Origin of the sequence: Rossellomorea vietnamensis, from assembly GCF_008180615.1 — a bacterium.
Lineage (GTDB): Bacteria > Bacillota > Bacilli > Bacillales > Bacillaceae_B > Rossellomorea > Rossellomorea vietnamensis_D.
The window spans coordinates 13,814-30,792 of the sequence record NZ_VTEH01000014.1 but is presented as its reverse complement, the minus strand read 5'-3'; the positions used below and the strand labels follow the sequence as shown (position 1 = coordinate 30,792).

Annotated in this window: 15 protein-coding genes and 2 other RNA genes; 6 read left to right on the top strand and 11 right to left on the bottom strand. The window is 41.5% G+C overall.

The annotated features are described in order from the left end of the window. Window positions 1-9: 9 nt before the first annotated feature. The gene (locus tag FZC79_RS16065; protein ID WP_148947786.1) at window positions 10-933 is read right to left on the bottom strand and encodes a 3'-5' exonuclease; all 924 of its coding nucleotides are present in this window, start codon (window positions 931-933) and stop codon (window positions 10-12) included. Between the two features lie 339 nt (window positions 934-1,272). On the opposite strand from FZC79_RS16065, the gene FZC79_RS16060 reads away from it, so the two are divergent. The 3 genes from FZC79_RS16060 (at window position 1,273) to FZC79_RS16050 (ending at window position 3,551) form a co-directional block, all read left to right on the top strand. Then, a complete protein-coding gene (locus tag FZC79_RS16060) occupies window positions 1,273-2,289 on the top strand; it encodes a potassium channel family protein (protein ID WP_252183364.1) in 1,017 nt (338 codons plus the stop codon). Between the two features lie 123 nt (window positions 2,290-2,412). Further along, entirely contained in the window at window positions 2,413-2,847 is a 435-nt protein-coding gene (locus FZC79_RS16055; protein ID WP_148947784.1) for a peptidylprolyl isomerase, read from the top strand. A gap of 251 nt (window positions 2,848-3,098) precedes the next feature. After that, the gene (locus FZC79_RS16050; RefSeq protein ID WP_148947783.1) at window positions 3,099-3,551 is read left to right on the top strand and encodes a CoxG family protein; all 453 of its coding nucleotides are present in this window, start codon (window positions 3,099-3,101) and stop codon (window positions 3,549-3,551) included. Between the two features lie 464 nt (window positions 3,552-4,015). Here the strand turns inward: FZC79_RS16050 and FZC79_RS16045 are convergent, their stop codons facing one another. Further along, window positions 4,016-4,669: an MtnX-like HAD-IB family phosphatase gene (locus tag FZC79_RS16045; RefSeq protein ID WP_148947782.1), complete on the bottom strand. Its 654-nt coding sequence runs from the start codon at window positions 4,667-4,669 to the stop codon at window positions 4,016-4,018. Window positions 4,670-4,881: 212 nt separating this feature from the next. Here FZC79_RS16045 and FZC79_RS16040 point away from each other — a divergent pair, with 212 nt between their 5' ends. Next, window positions 4,882-5,898, top strand: a complete 1,017-nt coding sequence (locus tag FZC79_RS16040) for a DUF3231 family protein (RefSeq protein WP_187442826.1) — start codon at window positions 4,882-4,884, stop codon at window positions 5,896-5,898. 124 nt (window positions 5,899-6,022) lie between these two features. Here the strand turns inward: FZC79_RS16040 and FZC79_RS16035 are convergent, their stop codons facing one another. The 7 genes from FZC79_RS16035 to FZC79_RS16005 all read right to left on the bottom strand — a co-directional run bounded on the left by FZC79_RS16035 (window position 6,023) and on the right by FZC79_RS16005 (window position 13,035). Beyond that, window positions 6,023-7,039 carry an STAS domain-containing protein gene (locus FZC79_RS16035; protein WP_148947780.1) on the bottom strand — a complete coding sequence of 339 codons (1,017 nt, stop codon included), beginning with the start codon at window positions 7,037-7,039 and terminating at the stop codon, window positions 6,023-6,025. Window positions 7,040-7,530: 491 nt separating this feature from the next. Then, entirely contained in the window at window positions 7,531-8,148 is a 618-nt protein-coding gene (locus FZC79_RS16030) for a polysaccharide deacetylase family protein (RefSeq protein ID WP_252183363.1), read from the bottom strand. Between the two features lie 228 nt (window positions 8,149-8,376). Then, window positions 8,377-9,132: a phosphonate ABC transporter ATP-binding protein gene (gene phnC / locus FZC79_RS16025; protein WP_148947779.1), complete on the bottom strand. Its 756-nt coding sequence runs from the start codon at window positions 9,130-9,132 to the stop codon at window positions 8,377-8,379. 12 nt (window positions 9,133-9,144) lie between these two features. Next, a complete protein-coding gene (gene phnE, locus FZC79_RS16020) occupies window positions 9,145-9,900 on the bottom strand; it encodes a phosphonate ABC transporter, permease protein PhnE (RefSeq protein WP_148947778.1) in 756 nt (251 codons plus the stop codon). 11 nt (window positions 9,901-9,911) lie between these two features. Beyond that, complete coding sequence (phnD, locus tag FZC79_RS16015; protein ID WP_148947777.1) at window positions 9,912-10,844, bottom strand: phosphate/phosphite/phosphonate ABC transporter substrate-binding protein; 933 nt, start codon at window positions 10,842-10,844, stop codon at window positions 9,912-9,914. Between the two features lie 101 nt (window positions 10,845-10,945). Beyond that, window positions 10,946-11,995 carry a selenide, water dikinase SelD gene (gene selD / locus FZC79_RS16010; RefSeq protein WP_187442825.1) on the bottom strand — a complete coding sequence of 350 codons (1,050 nt, stop codon included), beginning with the start codon at window positions 11,993-11,995 and terminating at the stop codon, window positions 10,946-10,948. Window positions 11,996-12,009: 14 nt separating this feature from the next. Next, window positions 12,010-13,035, bottom strand: a complete 1,026-nt coding sequence (locus tag FZC79_RS16005; protein ID WP_187442824.1) for a glycosyltransferase — start codon at window positions 13,033-13,035, stop codon at window positions 12,010-12,012. A gap of 1,396 nt (window positions 13,036-14,431) precedes the next feature. Between FZC79_RS16005 and ssrS (FZC79_RS16000) the strand changes: the two genes are divergently transcribed. Both ssrS (FZC79_RS16000) and ssrS (FZC79_RS15995) read left to right on the top strand, forming a co-directional pair. Further along, a non-coding RNA gene (ssrS, locus tag FZC79_RS16000) (6S RNA) lies at window positions 14,432-14,618 on the top strand. 196 nt (window positions 14,619-14,814) lie between these two features. Continuing rightward, window positions 14,815-15,002: non-coding RNA, 6S RNA (ssrS, locus tag FZC79_RS15995), on the top strand. 278 nt (window positions 15,003-15,280) lie between these two features. Here the strand turns inward: ssrS (FZC79_RS15995) and FZC79_RS15990 are convergent. Further along, window positions 15,281-15,646, bottom strand: a complete 366-nt coding sequence (locus tag FZC79_RS15990; RefSeq protein ID WP_252183362.1) for a hypothetical protein — start codon at window positions 15,644-15,646, stop codon at window positions 15,281-15,283. A 5-nt stretch (window positions 15,647-15,651) separates the two neighbouring features. Continuing rightward, window positions 15,652-16,845, bottom strand: a complete 1,194-nt coding sequence (locus tag FZC79_RS15985) for a ParM/StbA family protein (RefSeq protein ID WP_148947774.1) — start codon at window positions 16,843-16,845, stop codon at window positions 15,652-15,654. Window positions 16,846-16,979 lie beyond the last annotated feature (134 nt).

Here is a 16,979-nt window from a genome sequence, read left to right as displayed (position 1 = left end):
CCTATGGCTTCACTTCAAGTTTTTTAATGCGGTTTCAGAGTAATCATCGATGATCATTATTCTTGACGAGCATTCAAGATGTTCTTGGAAGGACTCGTGAAGATTTTTGTTGAAAGCATGGAGCTGATGAACGAGATGCTGGACGTCTTCTGAAAATATACCTGAACGGTTAAGTAGTATATTGTCATACTTTCCAACTGTTTTACTTACTTTTTTAAGAAATTTTCTAGCGTTTGTCATGCGGTATGCGAAATGCAGGTTGTCTGTCAGCTCTGCGATATCGAGGGTCAGCACTTCTTTTATCCTCTCGTTAATCGTGGCAAGTTCTATCTCTTCTCCGTTCAGAATAAAGGCTCTTGCCATTTCAATATCAGAAGTAACGGGCTCGCTGTAATAATGGAGAAAAACCCGCAGAGTATTATAAGAGTCATACATAGGATGATGCGTTTCCCCTTCAAAGGGTGAACCATAAATAGCGAGGGCATTTTCAACTGAAAGATTAACCTTGGAGACTCCTTTGCTGAAGATATCTTGAAAGTCCACATATCGTTTTTCGATTTTCTCGAGAGTGACAGCAGGCAGTCCATGCAGGTGGCTGTCTATTTTGAGTCTGGATAAATCGCTCTTGGACCAAGAGAAGAAACGGGACTTCTTGACACCGCCTATCCAGAATAGAAATTCACTGTATACGACTGGGAAAGGGTCGGCTGTTTCAAGATCTCCGTCATTGATTCCAGTAAGATTCTTGCAAAAAGGGCTGAGCGGCTCTCTTGAGGCGGGCTGGATATAACGGTCAAAGCTGGTTATTCTTCGGGTTTGTAAATCATATTTAACTGCGCCTAATCGTATGGCTTCCATGTTTTCATATGGCATGCCCCTGTCATCACACTTCATTTCAAAGTCAAAAAAGATAAATTGCTTCAATTCTGCCATTTCCGTTCACCATCCTCCAACTAGTCAGTATAAAGGGAGATTGGAAATTAGAGAAGAGGTAATCTATACCAAAAAAGCTTGCAGCCCATGGGCTGCAAGCTTTTTCTGTCGTATGTATGATGGCAGTAAAGGCCCCTCCCGATCCGTACAGTGGTTAAGTGTCCCGCAACAAGCGAATAGAATTCGGGAGGAGCCTTACTGTAGTATACCCTAACATAGATATTTAAACATGTGAAGGGGAAATCGTTACCTTTCCAATTTATGTTTGTGAAAGCAGGGTGACGGGTATTTTATACAACTATCGGCAACAACTCGAGTCATTGGAAAGGAAGATCAAAATTGAATGAACTCTATCTTATCTTAGGCATATCAGTCCTTTTTCTAGTAGCTGTCGACTTATTATGGACAACCATCTGGGTTGATGGAGGGGGAGGCCCTTTATCAAGAAGAATGGGTAAAATGTGCTGGTTCATTTTAAGAAGAATAAGCAATAAACACTTTAATATGTTAAGGCTGGCTGGCCCCATGGTTTTGTCGCTGACATTGATAACATGGATTTTGCTGCTATGGATTGGCTGGACACTGGTGTTCACAGCGGATGCAGGTTCCATTCTTCTTACTCCTGATATGACGCCCGTTACATCCTGGATGGAAAGGGTCTATTATGTTGGTTTCACCTTGTTCACATTGGGGATAGGAGATTATATACCTGAAAAAGGAGTCTGGCAGTTAGTCACTACCCTTGCAACAGGGAGCGGAATGCTGTTTATTACTTTGTCTGTTTCCTATGTAGTTTCTGTTCTCACCGGAGTTGTCCAGAAACGCTCTTTTGCTAAAAATGTCACTGGTCAAGGAGGGAACTGGGTAACAGTACTTAAACAAAGCTGGAACGGAAAGGACTATCACAGTATCGACTTACTGCTGAAAGACCTGTCTTCGCAATTAAGTATTCTAACACAGCAGCATAAGGCGTATCCGATTTTGCATTATTACCATTCTGAAAAAAACAGTGAGTCCTCTGCTGTTGCATTGGCGATATTGGATGAAGCTCTAACGGTTTATGAATTCGGGGTTGAAGAGGAATACAAGCCAAACAGAGTGTGGTTAAAGGAAGCAAGATCCAGTGTGGATGATTACCTGGAGACCCTTCATAAGGTATTTTTTAAACCTGCTGTAAATACACCGCCGCCAATAAATTTAGAACCTCTGCGTGATGAAGGGTTGCCTTTGAAATCTACGCCAGAATTCAATATTGCAGTATCGAATCTAATGAAAAGAAGAGAACGGCTTCTCGGACTGGTAAAGGCAGATGCCCAGCAGTGGCCTGAAGAGGATAAAAGAATGGGCGGACAATGAGCATACGGCAGTAATTGGTGCTGATTGTCCACCAAATTTCTCTTAATCCTTCACAATCTTTTTCTTCTGAAGAAAATCATGGTATTATAATAATTGATTTCTAATGAATAGGAGTGTTATACAATGGCTAAAAAAGGATACATACAATTTGAGAATGGTGAAAAGGTAGAATTTGACCTGTTCCCGAATGAAGCGCCAGGTACAGTTGAAAACTTCTCTAAGCTTGCGAAAGAAGGTTTCTACGATGGTCTTTCTTTCCACCGTGTCATCCCGGGATTTGTAAGTCAAGGAGGTTGTCCACAAGGAACAGGCACTGGCGGTCCCGGCTACACAATCCCTTGTGAAACAGAAGGAAACCCTCATAAGCATGAAGCTGGTTCACTTTCTATGGCACATGCCGGTAAAGACACAGGCGGAAGCCAGTTCTTCATCGTGCATGAGCCCCAGCCGCATCTGAACGGTGTTCATACTGTATTCGGTAAAGTCACTTCCGGTCTGGAAACGGCAAGAAGCCTTAGAAATGGCGATGTAATGCAAAAGGTTGTCATTGAAGACTAATAAAGACACTTAAGAGAGCTGAACCATTCAGCTCTCTTTTTTATGCACTTATCTCTTTAAAATTGGCTGCTTCAAATTGTATTTTTTCAGCAAATTAAAAAGATCCTCAATGGAACACAGCAGCTGCTTTTCCTCCGCAGCTGAATTCGTAATCAGTGTTTTCGTGATAAACGGCAGGAAATTCTGTAATAACCTTCGCTCTTTCTAATATGATATAAAGTAGCACAAGAAGACATCTGGGAGGAGATCGTATGCCGTCAGGCCTTCATAAAATGCAAGTGGAAGCTTCGGTAGAGGAGCTTTGGAAATTTGTCAGTGTGATGGATATCTGGGCACCCTTGGTTCCTGGTTATATGGAACATGAGATTTTCAATGACAAGGAATCTACATGGAAGTTCAAGACAGAAGTGGGTTTCTTGAAGAAGAAAATTCATTTAAAGGTGAATATAACGGACTGGAAGGAGCCTTCAATGGTTACTTTTAACCTGACAGGGATCAATGAGAGGTTCCATGGGCAGGGATATTTTCAGGCAGAAGCAATAGGAACCAATTCATCAACAATGACAGGGTACCTGGAAATTAACGCAGAAGGTCCGCTTGCTAAGATGGTCAACCCTTTGTTGAATTCGATTCTCCCTGAAATGACAACAGAACTCACTGAAGCAGTCGCATACAAAGTCGAAGGAATTTACTCATCGAGATAAGAAATGACCCTCCTTAAGGTTGTTAAGTGAATCCATATTGTTTTCCCCTTTTGAAAAGAAAAGAGGGGATTTTTGTTGTTGAACACTATAAAGGTGATGAGATGAATATATGTGTGTTTTGAGCGATTACCTCTTATACTCAGACTAAGTTGAGAAAAGGGGTGTTTTTCTTGCGGGGATATTTCAGGTCAAAGTAGGCGAATCTATCGATTTTATCCTAAATGACAACAAAGTTTACGAAAAGAGCCTTATAGAAAAAGCTTTTCCTGAAAAAGAAGCTATTTATGAAATGTAGAAACTAGCACCATCCTGCATATCTAAAACTAAGGGGGGGGCGCCTGAAACCAGACGCCAGTTGTTCATTTACCTCATCCATTTAAGTCTCAATTTTAAAAGAAGACTCTTCACCTGAACGAGTCATGGTTTCAAAGTAGCGGTCTATATCTCTCAAACTTTTATCATTTTCAGTTGTGAAAACAGCCTTCTTTGCTCAGATATGCATCCACTTCTTCAAAAGTTTTCACTGGCACGAAAGGAATCTTTTTTTCTTTAAGCATATCCTGTAATGCTTTTTTAGCAAATACGAGATCTGCATGCTCGGCAGGGTGCGTATCCGGTTCGCTGTCTCCTATGAAATGAACCGTTTCATACTTTTTTTGCAGGTCTTGAATGACTATGGACTTATCAATTCCATATCGTTCATGGTAATGAGGATGGGATTCATCCAGGTTTAAGTGGACACCTTCATTCTTATAATAGCCCTCATTCGAATAGATTTTCACATTCTGGATTCCGTAGCTTTCGAGGAGGTGTTTGATGTAATAGTCGGTTCCAGCACTGAGGATAAAAAAGTCACCGCCGTTTTGCTGAACTTTTTTGATAAATTCCATAGCAAATTCATCAATCGGCATTTTTCGTATTTCGTCAATAAGGTTTTCTTCTTTTTCATTGATATTTTTAAACACTTCACCGAGAAATTCGATATCCTTCATTTCCCCGTTTTTCCATTGAGTGTATAACTGTTTTCCTTCGTCGTAATATTTTTCAATAACAAGATCATAAAAATCCTGTTCCGAAATAGTACCATCAAAATCTGAGACAAATGCCCATTTTTTCATGAAAAGACCTCCATTTCTTAACTTTGTAAATCTGCTTTCGTATTTTCAGTCCAGCTTCAAACAGTTTGTTCGATTTGGCTAAGCTTCCACAATACTTTTCCCCATATGGATTCATTATAACTTAAAGAGAAAAAATCCAGGTGAATAGTGAATGAGAAGGCTGGCTGGAGAGAATTATATAGAAAAGAATAATGAAGAGGTGGAGGGTTTTTGTGGAAAAAAGTACTCATATCGTTTCGCTTTCCTCAGCAGAGACAGCCAATCTGTGGACACAGTATATAAATGACTCTCTTTCCATTTGTATGTTGACGCATGCAGTCAGTAAGGTGAAAGATGAAGAGATTAAAGAAGTGCTGAACCAGTCTATTTCAATGGCTCAGACTCATCTAAGTAAAATTACCGACTTCTTTAACCGAGAGGGTCATCCGATTCCTATGGGATTCACGATAGAGAATGATGTCAATATGAATGCTCCAGCTTTATTTACGGATACTTTCGTACTGGTTTATATACATGTCATGACCCTTCATGGAATGACAGGGTATGCCGGTGCTGTCGGGAATTCAGCAAGAGAAGACCAGATAGATTATTTTACGGAATGCAATCTGGCGGCGATGAAGCTATACAAAAGAATTGTCGATCTGATGCTGAAAAAAGGACTGTATACCAGACCGCCCAATATAGACATTGCTGATGGGGTGGATATGATCGATCAGCAGCGTTATATGGCAGGCTGGTTTGGTAAAAAACGCCCGCTAACTGCATCAGAAATCAGCGGAATCAGTTATAATATGCAAAAAACAGTTGTAAAGATCACTTTGGAAATAGCTTTTGGACAAGTATGTAAATCCAAGGCGGTTCAAAAATTCTTTTTACTTGGAAAGGATATATGTGAAAAGCATTTTTCTATTTTCAGGGATACTTTGCAGAAAGCAGACTTGTCTTCACCACCGACATTTGCCTCGGAAGTAACGGATAGCATTATCTCTCCTTATTCGGAAAAATTGATGCTGAATCATATCGTCTTGCTTGTTTCTGCTGCAATTGGTTTTTATGGTGCAGGCTTGGCCGTCTCGCAGAGAAGGGATATTGCAGCGGATTACACACGGATGTTGGCTGAAATCGGACTTTATGCTAATGAAGGAGCCCAGCTTTTAATCGAGAATGGCTGGCTCGAGCAGCCGCCGCTGGCACACGATCGGGATGGTCTGGCAAAAAGAAAGGGGTGAAAGTGCTTAAAAAGATTGTGTATAGATATGTGTCCAAACTCTCAATACCTTGATAAGGAAGATGCAAGGCTTCTGAAACAGAAAAGAGCATTAAATCAGGAAGATTTAATGCTTGATTAAAAACTTATTTTTTTGTGAGTTTCAGTCCGAGTTCGTCCAATGCATGCATGACACCATTCTGAAGCATAGAGTAGCAAGGGACCCTGTTGATTTTGTGTCCGCGATTAGTAATCTGCATGCTCAGCTCTGCTGAAATTCCAACAAGGATGCATTTTGTCCCAAGAATTGCTGTGGCATGGATAAATTTATCAATGAAAGAAAGGGTGTAATCATCCACCCCTTTAAGGCTTGTCAAATCCACAATTAAATGTGTGGCCTTATAGAGAGGCAGGTTCAGTAACGTTCTGTCTAGAAGTTCTTCAGCTCTAAGTTCATTATAGCGCCCCACTAATGGAACGACTAAGATAGACTCCATAACTGGAATAATCGGAGAAGAAATTTCTTTAATCATTTCAGACAAGAATTCTGTCCGTTCACGGGTAACGTTCTCAATTTCCTCTTGGGCAGCCTTTTTCTGTTCCTGAATAAGGGTAGATACATTCAGGGAAGGAGTTACTGAGGAAGGGAAAAACCTGTATTCACTGAATTGGTCACCTTCAATCTGGCTCTTGGTGACCTCGTACCAGACGGTCTCCCCAAACAAACCTGAAAATACACCGGCCCAATGACCAGGGAGGAAGGTACCTTCATGGTCTTTTTTCTGAGCAGTATTTACTTTATACTCCCAGCCGTTCTGCACACGTATTACAGCTTGCTTGTCTTCAAAGGAAACGGAAATAATATCTGTTTTACCCCAACCGGCAGTCAAGTAGGTGTTAGGGAGTTTTTTAAGGATTTCTTCCGGTTCACCAAGGGTATTACTGTAGAATTGGCTTACAGTCTTACCAGTACGGTATCCAGCTGTTTCCAAGACCAGCTTTGCTTCATTTTCTCCAGCTATTTCTTCTATAGAATCAAGCAGGGTTTTAAAAGCTGTATTGACCCAGAATAAGACAACTTCATCATTTTCGAAATGAAATTCTCCTTTTTCCATGTCCCAGTGAAAATCAGAGCCATTGACATTTTTAGTATAGGCAGTCATTCTATAGCCTCCCAGCAAAATCTTTTAAGTGATTTAACTCTTTCATTTAAAGGAAGAAATATTGCAATAAATTATTATAATCTGAAAGAGCTGACTATGTAAATTTCTAATGTGCAAAATAAGATAAAACAAGCAACTAATTACTATTCAGGATAAAGAAATAAACAGCCAAAACTAACATTTTTTCTCTCTTAGAACAGTGTGTGCCTTAAAAGATTGTTGTTTCGAATACTATTTCCCTCTCATTCACTATTCACAGGGGGAAGAGGAAGGTATGCCCTTGGAATGGAAACTCTTAATCTTTGTTGCAATTTAAACAATTATACCCGAATTAATAGAAATCTTTGCAATAGAATTATGTAAATATATGTAAAGTTCTGCCTAGCGTGAAATCCTTTAAAAAAAGCAGGGTATTCTCTTGCTGAGTCTACACTGCTTTTTTGGATTCTTTGGTTTCTGTTCATTTCAGAGAAACAAGGAAGTATGAAATATCATCTATCAAGCAGCCCGAAATCATACCCGGCTTTCTTGATTTCATGTATCAAAGCGGGCAGGATTTCTACAGTCTGCGGCAATTCGTGCAGAAGAATGATGGCCCTGTCTTCCAAATGATCGATTACGTAGTTCAAAATCATTACTGGATCATCTTTCAGCTCCCAGTCCAGCGAGGCAATCCTCCACAGTACGGTTTCCATCCCCAGCTGGTTTGCTGCTGCAATAGTATCGCTGTTATATTGACCAAAAGGCGGGCGGAAATAATCTACCTTTTGTCCTGTTAAGCTTTCAATTTTTTCCTTGCACCTGGATAGGTCTGCAAGCTGGTCATGGAAAGGAAGCCGGGCGAGATTTTTGTGCGAGCAGGAGTGATTGCCAATGATATGACCGTGATCCAGAACCTTTCTCCATGGCCGACCTGGATGGAGAAGGCGTGACTGCCAGAAAAAAGCAGCCTTGATTTCTTCTTCTTGAAGAATCGCAAGGATTTCAGGAAGAACTCTTCCTGGTCCATCATCAAAAGTCAGCATGACAGTCTTTTTGCCGCCGGGTGGAAGCATAGTTATGATGTTTTTATCATTAGAGTCGTACACGACCCTGGTTGAATCTACCACTCATGGACTTCTATGCATGGTGCCCGCTCCTTTCCATTAGGCTTTTTTCTCCTATCTTGCTGCTTTCGTAAAAATCCCAAAGCCGGATTTATCCCTGGATACTAAAAGTTTAATCTCTTAGAGAGCATAAAAGCTCTTTTCTCTTTGGATTTACCAGTTTTACCTCTATTAACATGTTTTTGGGATTTAGTATAGAGTAGCAACATAGTTTACGAAAAGAACCTTCTATTAAACATGCTGGTAATTCTCTGATCCGTAGGTTTCCATGTATTCTTTTTCTGTAAAGTCTGATGCAATGCCATCAAAGATTACAGAGCCGTCCTTTAATGCAATGATGCGATCGGCAAATTTCTTCGCCAGTGACACATCATGCACATTGATGATGGTCAGCAGGTTATGCTGATCATGCATCTGTTTAATTAAGGAAAAAATATGATTGGACGTACCGGGATCGAGACTGGCAACCGGCTCATCTCCCAGGAGGACCTTGGGATTCTGAACGAGAGCGCGGGCAATTCCGACCCTCTGCTTTTGGCCGCCGCTTAAGTGCTCCACCCGTCTGTCTGAAAAATCGGAGAGGCCGACTTCTGAGATAACATCTTTGGCTCTCTGAATTTCTTCGGTTGTAAACCAGCCGACCAGATTTTTTAAAGTCGGGCGGTAGCCGAACATGCCAGTCAGCACATTCTGCATGACAGAAAGTCGGGGGACAAGATTAAAATGTTGAAAGATCATGCCCATTTCTCTTCTGGCTTTTCGGGCTTCCTCTTCATTGTTAGCGGAAAGCGGCTTTCCATTCCAAAATACGTCTCCTTCTGAGACAGGCTGCAGGCCATTGATCGTGCGGATAAGAGTAGACTTACCGGCACCGCTTTTTCCTAGAATACATACGAATTCTCCTTCTGAAAAGGTGAGGTTGACTGAAGACAGAGCAGCTTGTTCAGATCCTCTGTAGCGCACACTGACATCCTTGATGGTTAACATTTTCTCTGCCTCCTATATCACTTTATTTCGTACATAGCTGCCCAGGAAATCGACCGCAATAACCATGATCATGATAATCAGTACATCGAGTGAAACGGATGAATACTGAAAAGTTTTAAAATCGTTGAATAGTCTTTGACCGATCCCGCCGCCTCCGATAAACCCCAGAACAAGGGAAGTCCTAATCGCCACTTCGAACCGGTAAAAATAATGAGAAAGGACATTTGGCCAGATTTGGGGCAGAATGCTGAAGAAGTAAGCGAACCATTTCTTTGCTCCCACAGCTTTCATCGCATCCTGAGGACCGGAATCTGATGCCTCTATGAGTTCTGAAATGAGCTTTCCTAAGACACCAATATTATGAATCATGATGGCAATGACCGCAGGGAAGGGACCAAGACCTAACGCGGTCAGAAGAATCAAACCAAAAACAATCTCAGGCACCGACCTAACAAAACTCAGTCCCACTCTTGCTATATGATAGAGAAGGGAGGAAGGAGAGGTGTTTTTGGCTGAAATAAAACTCAAAGGCAAGGCGATCAGGAGGCCGAAGAAGCTTCCTAAAAACGCCATTGCCAATGTTTCCAATCCATCTTCAACCATTTTAGGCAAAAGTGAAAAATCCATTGGAAACCACTGCGATAAAAAGTCAATCATATTGCGAAAATCTCTAAATTTGGATAGATCAAATTCTGTCAGCCTCATACTGACGTAAACAAAGAACATCAATATAAGGAAAGTAAAGATGCTTCTCTTTTTAAACCACACGCCTAATCACTCTATTCTTCGATAAGTCCCTCTTTAAGGGCTGCCTGCCTGATGCTTTCGTAGTCTTCATTGCTTGCTTCAGTGAATGCTGTAGCTCCAAAAGCATCAAGTACTTCCTGATCCTCTATACCCAAAAAGGCTGAACGCAAAGCTTCAATGGTTTCTTCATCGGTATCCTGGTGAACCGCCCATGGATACTGAAACAGCGGCTCGGATTCCCAAATCGTCTTAATTTGTTCACCGTCCACCTTTCCGGAATCGACAAGCTGGTTGTAAATTGCACTGTCGATGGCACCTGCATCAATTCGTTTATTCAAGACACCTAATGCCGTAGCATCATGTGAACCTGTAAAGCGGACAGATTCAAAATCATAATCATCTTCAGAACGGTAAACTTCACGGTCCTTCAATTCGATGGAAGGGATGAGTGAACCTGAAGTAGAGTTTGGATCTCCAAAAGCAAATTTCACTTCAGAGCTGTCTTCCAGTAAATCTTCTAGAGAATTCCAAGGATTATCTTTATGTGTAATGATGTAAGAGTGGTAAAAAGGTTCTCCGTCAATTAATTGTGTAATGATGGCTTTTGCACCGCTTTTTTCATTTGCGATAACGTATGACAGAGGTCCGAAATAAGCCATATCGATTTTGTCATAATTCATGGCTTCAACGACACCATTGTAATCAGGGTAGACTTCCACCTTGACCTCTCTGCCCATTTCATCAGTAAGGATCGTTTGCAATTTTTCCATAGCACCTTCCATCGATCCTTCCGTTTGGGCTGGGATGACGCCGATGGTAAAGGCTTCACTTTCTGATGCTTCATTAGCATTGTTTGCATTATCGGTGTTTCCATTATTCCCACTGCTATTTTCCTTTGTATTGCCGCACGCCGCAATAATCAGGGAAAGGAAAATCAATAATGTAAGGAAAAAGCTTTTTTTCATGTGTTGCACCTCTTTTAAAAGTTATATACTTCTTATTTACAATGAGAAAAAGGTCTTTTCATGTCAGATATCCATAAAAAAGGGCTCAATAGGAGCCCTTTTTATTTTACAAACAACTTGCCGGGTCTTTCTGCTGTTACGGTCCCGACAATCGCAGAGTTTAAGTTTCTGTTTTTCAACTCATTATTCAGCGCTTCTGCGTGTTCCTCAGGAACAGAGATCAGAAGGCCGCCGGATGTTATGGCGTCACAAAGGATTAACTGGTCGATTTCTGATATGGATTCATCATAATCAACTCTGTCTGAAAGCCATTTATGATTTTTACGAGAACCGCCCGGGATGATATTCTGTTGAGCTAATTCTTTTGTCATATGGAGAAGCGGAACAGAATCCTTTTCAATTGTAATGCCATTCTTGCTTCCTTCAGCGATTTCCAATGCATGACCAAGTAGTCCAAATCCTGTTACATCTGTACATGCATTAACAGGGAAGGAGTCCATAACTTCTGCTGCATCCTTGTTCAGGGCTGCCATAGTCTCCATGACTTCCTCAATGTTTTTCTGAGGAAGCTTGTCGTTCTTGATAGCTGTCGTCAAGATTCCCACGCCGATCGGTTTCGTCAGGATTAGTTTGTCGCCGGGCTGAGCGGCAGCATTAGATCTTATCCGGTCAGGGTGAACAACCCCAGTGACCGATAACCCGAACTTAGGCTCCTGGTCATCAATGGAGTGGCCCCCGACTAGAACAGCTCCGGATTCCATGACTTTATCGGAAGCACCTGACAGGATATCAGCTAGGATGCTTTTATCCAAAGTGGAAATAGGGAAGCCGACAATATTCATGACGGTGATGGGCTTACCGCCCATTGCATACACATCACTTAAGGCGTTTGCAGCAGCAATCTGCCCGAACATATACGGGTCGTCCACAATTGGAGTAAAGTAATCCAGGGTTTGAACGAGTGCTGTTTCTTCATTGATTTTGTAAACGCCGGCATCATCGGAAGTATCAAGGCCGACAAGTAAATTGGGATCTTCTACAGATCGAGGCAGATGACGCAGAACCTGCGCCAGGTCTTCAGGACCAATTTTGCATCCTCAACCGCCCTTTGAAGACAAAGATGTTAATTTGATCTTTTCTTTATTTGTCATAACGGAATCACTCCTTAGTCATTTCTATTTGAAATAGGTACTGCATTAGAGAGGACCTGCTTGTAAATCGATAGCAGGGTTTGCGTTTCATACTCCCTTGAATGATATTGAAGTATGAAAGATTTGGCTGAACTGCCAAATTCTTTCCTCATTTCGTTATTATTGAGCAAATCCTCCGCATAATCAAGGAATTCGATCTCATTAGTGTACACCAAGCCAGTCTTTCCATGTGTTACAATGTTCCGATTTCCGGAATTATTAGAGGCAATGACTGGAAGACCTCTTTCCATGGCTTCCAGAATGGCTGCGGGCTGCCCTTCGGAATGAGATGTGTTCAATACAACATCCGCATGTTCATAGACGGCTCCCATTTCTCGGTGGGGAAGCTGTCCAATATAGGAGATCCATTCTTGATTCTCTCTCACTAGTTCCTCTACTCGTTCTCCTTCGTCATGTTCAATGATAGGTCCAACAAGCAGCAGCCGGATATGAGGATAGGTTGAGTGTAACTTTTTTAATGCATGGATGGCGAATGGAATATTCTTTACTTTACGAATCCCGGCTGGAAGAACAAATAAAAAGGTGTTTTCTTCTTTTGGAATAAAAATATTTGATGCATTCAGTGAGCTGGTTCCTTGGTGTATTACATGAATCTTAGCTTCAATGCCCTCGATTTCTTTGAGGAGCGTCTCTTTTGCATTTTTGTCAAAAACCGTTATGGCGGCTGCTTCCATTAAACATGTTAGGACAGTTTCTCGTTTCTGTGAATCATATAAATCATGATTAATGTCTGTTCCGGTCATAGTGATGACAAAGGGGATATGGTTCTCACTCAATTTCTTTTTGAATGTAAAGAATTTATAAGCGTGAAAACCATGAATCAGCTCCGCTTCAGGAAAAGAAGAAATTTCAGGTTCTTTCGTTATTGAAACAATTTCGGTTTCTACACCCGCGTTTCCCAATCCGTCTGCAATCCTTTGAACTGTCACGGTATTTCCCCGCTGCTGATGAAAGTCAGGTGAGGCCAATACAACTTTCATTTACTACACCTCCTTATCTTGTAGGTAAAAGGGAATAAAGTAGACTATTCCAATGGGATATAATATAGAATATCCTCCTTATATGAGTTTGTCACATATATTGTCTTGCAGCTGCTCGCTTTTGAATTATTTAAAAGCACCAAGTACTCGTGGATAACCGTTATACATATGAATTTAAGTTTTATCGTTTATAAAAGAATGAGCTTAGATTACAGGGCTGGGTTTTATTTTGGTGTAACTCTTGTATCCACAAGCGTAGGGTAGATACAGTAGAGGGATCTATTTTGATAACTCATGTATCCAGAAGGGCGAGATGTATACATGTGTAGTCATTTTTCATGCAACTCATGTACCCATAAGGGCGAGGTGGATACATGAGTCGGCATTTTTTAAGTAACTCATGTACCCAGAGAAGCGAGGTGGATACATGAGTGAGCTCAATTTTGGTAACTCATGTACCCAGAAGGTCGAGGTGGATACATAAGTGGTCATTTTTTAGGCAACTCATGTATCCAGAAGGGCGAGGTGGATACATAAGTGGTCATTTTTCAGGCAACTCATGTATCCAGAGGGGCGAGGTGGATACATGAGAGAGCTCAATTTTGGTAACTCATGTACCCAGAAGGGCGAGGTGGATACATAAGTGGTCATTTTTTAGGCAACTCATGTACCCAGAGAAGCAAGGTGGATACATAAGCCGGCATTTTTCAGGCAACTCATGTACCCAGAGGGGCGAGGTGGGTACATGTGTAGTCATGTTTCAGAGAACTCATGTACCCATAAGGGCGAGGTGGATACATGTGTAGTCATGTTTCAGGCAACTCATGTACCCAGAAGAGTGAGGTGGATACATAAGTCGGCATTTTTTTAGTAACTCATGTACCCAGAAGGTCGAGGTGGATACATAAGTGGTCATTTTTTAGGCAACTCATGTACCCAGAGGGGCGAGGTGGATACATGAGCCGTCATTTTTTAAGTAACTCATGTAGCCAGAGAAGCGAGTTGGATACATGAGTCGGCATTTTTCATGTAACTCATGTACCCAGAGAAGCGAGGTGGATACATGTGTAGTCATTTTTTAGTCAACTCATGTACCCAGAGGGGCGAGGTGGATACATGTGTAGTCATTTTTCATGCAACTCATGTACCCAGAAGAGTGAGGTGGGTACATGGGAAGTCAATTTTCGGGTAACTTATGTCTCTAGGCGAGTGCACTAGTAATTAATAAACCAGACATACCGCTTTAAAGGAAACTCTCTTACCTTAGTGTCTCGAATCATTGGTCTCCAAAGCATGTAAATTTTTACATCTAAACCAGGAGCCAGTGAGGGATTCATCTCGAAACCTGGAAGAAAATGTGCTTGATATTCGTAGAAGGATGAGGTAAGATACTAAATACAAGCTGCGTTGTGCGTAATGATAATAAAGTTTTAACCTTTAAGCTGTAATAGGGAGTTTTACATCGAAGCCGGAATGTCATGCCGCCATGATTGCGGAAGACAGGAACGTTTCTGCAAACACCCACTTTGAGAAGTGGTGGTTTAAAACTTTCTTAGACGATTTACGGCAACTGTGGCTGTACATACTGCCAATCACAAAACCGGTTCCTGATGGGGATCCGGTTTTTTTTGCCCATTTACAGAATCTGTGCTCCGAGTTTTGAGAAAAAAGTTCTGAGTGAGACATAAGAGTAATGAAGAAACTGCCTGTGAAATTCCATTACGGAATAATGGAAAAAACTGTGCTTGAAATTCTAATCTTGATGAGGTAATATACTACTATAAGCTGCGTTGTTCGTAATGATAATAAAGTTTTAACCTTTAAACTGTAATAGGGAGTTTTACATCGAAACCGGAATGTCATGCCGCCTCGAATAGCGGAAGACAAGAACGTTTCTGCAAACACCCACTTTGAGGAGTGGTGGTTTAAAACTTTCTTAAACGATTTACGGCAAATGCGGCCTACATACTACCACCAATCACAAAACCGGTTCCTGATGGGGAGCCGGTTTTTTTGTGTCTTACTATAAAAGGTGTTGAATACTCGTTCTTTTACTAGGCTGTTTTGGCATATATGTTGCTTCGGAAAATCCGATGAGCCGGATTCTCCCATGCTCATCGGGTAAAAGCAGCTCTTTTTTCTCATACCGGGGTATTGCCGGTAAATAATGACGAGGCATTTTGAAACGCTGCTAGACTATCAACTTGCTTTATGAAAACTGCCTAAATAAAAAACCTCCAGGGTGTCAGCCCCCGAAGGCTTCGAGTATATCGTTCAGGTCACGCATGTTCAATGGTTTAGGGGTAAGCTGCTCTTTAGCTGGGACGATAGGGGTTCCGGTTCCAGGATTATACCCTTGCTGCAGCAGGGTTTTTATAGTTTCGAGTTCTTGAAGGATCTCGGCATTTGTACCGTTTCTTGCATTAGGTTTAAAGTATTGATCGAGGGCGGAAAATACAAGGTGGGCCAGGGTGTGATTATGAGCATGGTATTCAATCTGTTCTTGAATAATCTTAGAAACAGTATGACTATCGCCGGTCTTGATATCGATGTATTTCTCCGGAATTGTGATGGCCACTCGGTTGACATAATCCGTGTACGTTTCTCCCATACCGATCAACCCCTTGCGGCTGCTAGGTCATTAGTTTCTTCCTGATGTTGTTTTTTGAGATGATTCATTTTCGCCAGGATCATGAGTCCCATTACATTTAGTTTTTCAAGGTCTTCAGGGAAGTAAAGGTTTATGGGGCGCCCTTTATCTGTCCACCTTACGGCTGCTTCCTGAATTTGCTTTTGTGCCAGCTTGGCGGCACCCCCAACTGCTATATAGCGTGAAGCCCCTTTAATTTCATTTGAACTGCTCCTGACTTTATCAAACAGTTCCAAATATTTGATGGCCATGGATTTTAATTGAGGAGTTATATATTTACTAATATCTTTACGAACTCCTGCAAAAGGTTCAACATACCATTCCGATTGGCCTGCAGCGAGTTTTTCTTCAAGTTCTGACCTGGAATCGAATTTATACAACTCATTTTTGCTGACCTTTTGAATGATGATATCAAGAAATTGATTAATTCCGAAATGTTCTCCTTCAACGGACGCCACTGGTTTATTATTCTTGATTCCTACAAAATCGACTGAATCCCCGCCAAGGTCACCAATCAGCACTCCTTTAACAGAATCCTTTACAAGCTCATCGTCTTTAATTCCCAGGGTTTCCTGGTCCCTGGTCATTCCAAGGTAAGCGCATGCTCCTTCAGCTCCGACGATCACATCTTTAATCATCAACTTTACACATACTTCCTTAGGCTCGGAAACTCCCGGCACTTTATGAAGGATGATGGAGTGCGTTCCGATTAACCGCTGCTTCAACTGCTCTTTCTTTTCTTTATATTGGGTAGTTGGCAGGGAGACCGCCAGTTGATCGATTTCATAAACTATATCAGTTGCATCTTCGTGAATGAGCAGGGCGTGATAGGCAGCAATAGAGAAAAGCAATACGTAAGTACGAATTTCATCAACCTTTTGATTGTTGACAGAGGTGAGGCTGACATTTCTTTGCCTCGCTGCTGATTTTCCAGCGTAATATAATTCTCTTTTATTATCGACGGCGGGACTCTTTACCTCAACGATCAGATTTTCTTCTAATTCCACATCTTCTTCGTCATAAGGCATTTCATAAAATTCGTCGTCGAATAAGGCAATGGCATTAGGCATTTGGTATTCCGAGATGATACCACAATCTGATGAGAGTACTTTGTACCAGCTGTTACCGATATCAACCGCGAAAAAATTGGACGATTTCATCATTATCTCCTCCTCTCTTGAATCCTATGGGTGAGTGAGAAACACTGTGCAAGTACCCAGAGGCTTTTTTTTGCACAATGTATTGAATCCGGGAAGTTTCTAATAAAATCCACGCATGTCCTGATACATATAAC